The organism is Sphingobium sp. IP1 (assembly GCF_002708645.1).
GTDB classification, from domain to species: domain Bacteria; phylum Pseudomonadota; class Alphaproteobacteria; order Sphingomonadales; family Sphingomonadaceae; genus Sphingobium; species Sphingobium yanoikuyae.
Window position 1 is genome coordinate 1 of the sequence record NZ_NOIW01000210.1, and the last position, 3,772, is coordinate 3,772.

At 62.7% G+C, this 3,772-nt stretch carries 4 protein-coding genes; all 4 read right to left on the reverse strand.

The window, feature by feature from the left end:
* A partial coding sequence (locus CG471_RS29230) for a PRTRC system protein E (protein WP_099234596.1) occupies positions 1 to 348 on the reverse strand: 348 nt, incomplete at its 3' end.
* Positions 349 to 383: 35 nt separating this feature from the next.
* Positions 384 to 2,024, reverse strand: a complete 1,641-nt coding sequence (locus CG471_RS29235; RefSeq protein WP_099234597.1) for a PRTRC system ParB family protein — start codon at positions 2,022 to 2,024, stop codon at positions 384 to 386.
* A 158-nt stretch (positions 2,025 to 2,182) separates the two neighbouring features.
* Positions 2,183 to 2,389: a hypothetical protein gene (locus tag CG471_RS29240; RefSeq protein ID WP_099234598.1), complete on the reverse strand. Its 207-nt coding sequence runs from the start codon at positions 2,387 to 2,389 to the stop codon at positions 2,183 to 2,185.
* 130 nt (positions 2,390 to 2,519) lie between these two features.
* Complete coding sequence (locus CG471_RS29245) at positions 2,520 to 3,716, reverse strand: hypothetical protein (protein ID WP_037485262.1); 1,197 nt, start codon at positions 3,714 to 3,716, stop codon at positions 2,520 to 2,522.
* Between the last annotated feature and the right edge of the window lie 56 nt (positions 3,717 to 3,772).

A 3,772-nucleotide genomic window follows, 5' to 3' on the forward strand; every position in this document is an offset into this window, starting at 1 on the left:
GGGCGGGGTCGGCTTGACGGTTGCGGCCTTCGCCTTCGCCGCCTCGGCAGAACTGGCCCTTGCGGCTTCAGCGGCCTCCTCCTGCTCTGCGATCTGGTCTGCGAGCGTCTTGCGCGAGGCGATAAGCTGGCCAAGTGCGCCATCGGTGCCCCTTGCCAGTTCGGCATCAATCTCTGCGGCGCGTGCCGTGATGGAGATTGGCCGGCTTTCGCCGGAGCTCAGGTTGTGATCCGCACCTTCGGCCTTGCGCGGAACGATCGTGAGGGTGACGGTTTCATCGGGTCCAGAGACGAGATCGAACCCCAGCGAATAACGGCTCAGCAGCGGGAGCAGGCTTGCAATCAGCATGACTGTCGTTCCTTATTTGGTGGGTGGCGAGAGGGTCAGGCAGCGAGTTTCGCGGTCTGCGCGTCATCCTGGCGGGCGGTTTCGCCCGGGGGCGGCCCATATTGGCCGTCGAGCGTCATGCAACTGGGCAGCCGTCCGGCCCAATCGAACCCGATCCGATTGAGCATGCCCGCGATGATCTCGGGCTTTTTCGAGCCCAGCAGCTTGGCGAACCCCTTCTCGCCCATATGCGCTACGAGACCGCATTCCCGCGCGATGAATTTGAGTTCGTCCTTGGTGTAGCGTTCGAGGAACGGCTGATCGACGCGCCAGACGTCCCGCAGATCGACGTGGAAGGCCCGCGCAAGGTCGGCGACATGGCCGAAGCTCGACGTATCCCTGGCATAGGCTGCGCCGATGGCCGACAGGACATTTGCCGCTTGCTCATCCGAGAGCGCCCGGATTTCCTTAATTTGCGCACGATAGTCGAGGTCCGGAAAGATAGCGTTGACCAGCAGACCAGCGCGCGCCTTCAATGTGTCGGCCTTGATCTGCGGAAGCGTCCCGGACATTGCCGCGACCAGGACCGCGCTATGGGCGTGCGTGGGATTGCCCGCGAGGGTTCGGGCGAGCGCAGTGCGCCAGGTCGCTTCGCGCAGGTCCGCGGTTCGCGCGGCGATCGATTGGGCGGAGACGCCCGCCTTGGTCGTTGCCGCCGGGCTGGACGTGTTCCGCGCCGAAGGCGAAGCAGCACGCACGCTCGCCGCATTCTCCGTGGCAGCTTCGGTCTGATAGATCGAAGGCTCGCGGGGGTCAGCCATGATGTCGTCGATAGCGTCGTCTTCATAGTCATCGTCAGCATCGTCTGACGCAGGTGGAGCAGAAGCCCTTGCCGCCCTTTGCGCACATTCCTCTTCTTCGAAACGGATCATCTCGGCGGTCTGGGTCTTGAGTTCAAAGCATCCCGTGTTGGTGCAATGACCGTCGTCGATATGGGTCTCGAAGAGCGCGCGCTGGGCCGCGGAATTGAAGGGACAGGTCATGCATTCGGTCTTGTCGAAGCAGGCGCTGGCGAGATCCTGCGTGACACGCATAAGGAGATCGCGCGTCTTCCCGACGTCGAGGCCGGAGCCGAGGATCGTTTCCAGCGCCTTGTCCTGCTTGTCGGCAGGAACGGCCGCGAGCAGTTCAGCGTGCCCCACCTTGATCCGGCGCTCGTCCAGGGCGAGTTTCACGGTTTCAGAGAGATTGGCGAGCGCAAGGCGGCGATCAAGCTTGGCCTTGGACCAGCCCAGACGCCTCGCGGCCTCGGCGCGGTCGTCATGGCACGCGGCGAGGACACGGACAGCCGCATCGGCCTGCTCGGTTTCCGACGCATCATCGCGAACATCATTTTCGTCGATCGCGGCCTCGAGTGCCTCCTGATCGGTCATCTCGCGGATGATAACGGGAACTTGCCCCTCGGCTCCGAAGGCTTCGAGAGCTGCCCGAAAACGGCGGCCACCTGCAACAATCTCAAAGGCGTCGTCACTATGACCAATAGGGCGAACCAGCATGGGCTGAAGCACGCCGCGCAGGCGCATCGAGGCTACGAGTTCGTCATGTTTACTGCGGTCGAAATAGCGCCTGGGATTATATCCCGGCGTAATGAGGGAAAGCGGCAGCGAGGCAGTGCGGCTTGGCTTTGGAGTGTTCAAGGCTGTTCTCCTCGTGGAATGCGAAGGGGCCGGGTTTTGTGCATCGGGCGCCCCCGGCCCATTTCTCCCGCCCCCCTTCCCTCCCATGGCGCGGAAAAGCCGCTGCCTCCGGCAGCAGCCGGAAGCCGGGGATCGGGGAGCGGGAGGAAAAGGGATGCCTATCGGGCGATCGCGCGACGCGTGAGATCCGGGATGCGGGCATTGTCGTAGGGACTGTTGACCGACATCTCGAGCGCTTCGCGCTCGGCGAGAAACCAGTCGGCGGCCTCGACCTCATAGGTCTGGGTCGCATAGGGTTCGCCGCCGCTCGAAAATTCGACGTCGATGGTGAAGCGCTGGAAGGCGATGTGCGAGGAAGCGATCATGATGATATCCTTTCGGTACGAAAAGGGCCGCCCCGACCGAAATCGAGGCGGCCCGCCTGGGGGGATCGGGGTGAATTTAGCTGGCGCCGCGCGGAGTGGCCGGGGGCCGAGTCCCGCGAGACGCGGAAGGTCAGTTCGCCTTGGCGAAGAGCTTTCGGGCCTTGCCTTCGATTTCGAGCCTTGTGTCCTGGTTCGACCTGGCGCGAGCGTGGGCGGTGATGCCCTGAACGAAGTCGAACAGGCTGGCGGGGGGATGCCCCTCCTCGGCAATCACCGACTGAATGATTTTGGCGGTATCGGTTCTGGAGAACCCATTCTTGCGCAGGAACGTCTCACGGTCCTCGTCCGAGCGTGCGACAATGCGGCCCCGCGCGGTCTTGATGCCCTCGACAAAGCTCACAGCAGAGGAGTCCGCGAAAGTTTCGAGTGCGGGCGCGGCTTCGTGCGCGAAGCGATTGGCGGCGAACTTGGAATGCCGGATCGAGATCTCCTCGAAATTCTCAACGCCCCACAGGTTGCGGTTCATGCACACGGCGCGGAGATAAAAAGTGGCTATTCCCAGTGTTTTGGAGCCGACCTCTGAGTTCCAACAGTAAAAGCCACGAAAGAAGAGATCAGGCTCACCATTGGGCAATTTGCCCGCCTCGATCGGGTGCGTATCGTCGACCAGAAACAGGAAAACATCGCGATCGGACGCGTAGAGCGTCGTGGTCTCGCGGGTGACGTCGACATGAGGGTTATAGCGCATCGATCCCCAGTCGAGAACGCCCGGCACCTTCCAGCGCGTGTCCGAGACCCCGTTCCCGGCGATCTTCATCACGGCCGCGACCAGTTCATGATCCCAGATACGGCCATAGTCGGGTCCGGTAACGGCGCGCAGTTCGGACCGCCCTTCATGGGTGTTAAGCAGCTTCACCTGCTCGCCACGATGGCTGAGCAACCCATGCTGGAGATTGATGCCTGCAAGAGAGGCTGGCAGGTAGCGCAGATAGGAGGCCGGTGCGCCGACCAGGCTGCAAAGCTGTCCGAACGACCAGTTGGTGGGCGCGATCGGCTCGGCCTCGCCCGGTACGATCAGGCTCAGCCGTTCGGCATTGTCCATCCTCGCCTCGACGCGGACATCACGGCTCTCGACGACACGGGTGCGAGCGCGGTCGGCACGGCGCCGAACATTGTCATAGAGGTCATTGAGCGACAGGAATTTCTCGTCGTCGGGACGAGAATACCATTCCGATGAGACCCTGCCGATGTTGCGGCCTTGGGAAATGTCGACCTTGTAGGCGCCGGAAACCTGGGGCACATCGATATGCTGGGCAAGCGTGGCCATGGTGGATACTCCTTAAAGGAAACAGCCAATCCGCCTCGGATCGACCACCCCTTCCC

Excerpts from the sequence above, each read along its gene's own strand:
- CG471_RS29240 (WP_099234598.1), bottom strand. The coding sequence starts at position 2,389 with ATGATCGCTTCCTCGCACATCGCCTTCCAGCGCTTCACCATCGACGTC.
- CG471_RS29245 (WP_037485262.1), bottom strand. The coding sequence starts at position 3,716 with ATGGCCACGCTTGCCCAGCATATCGATGTGCCCCAGGTTTCCGGCGCC.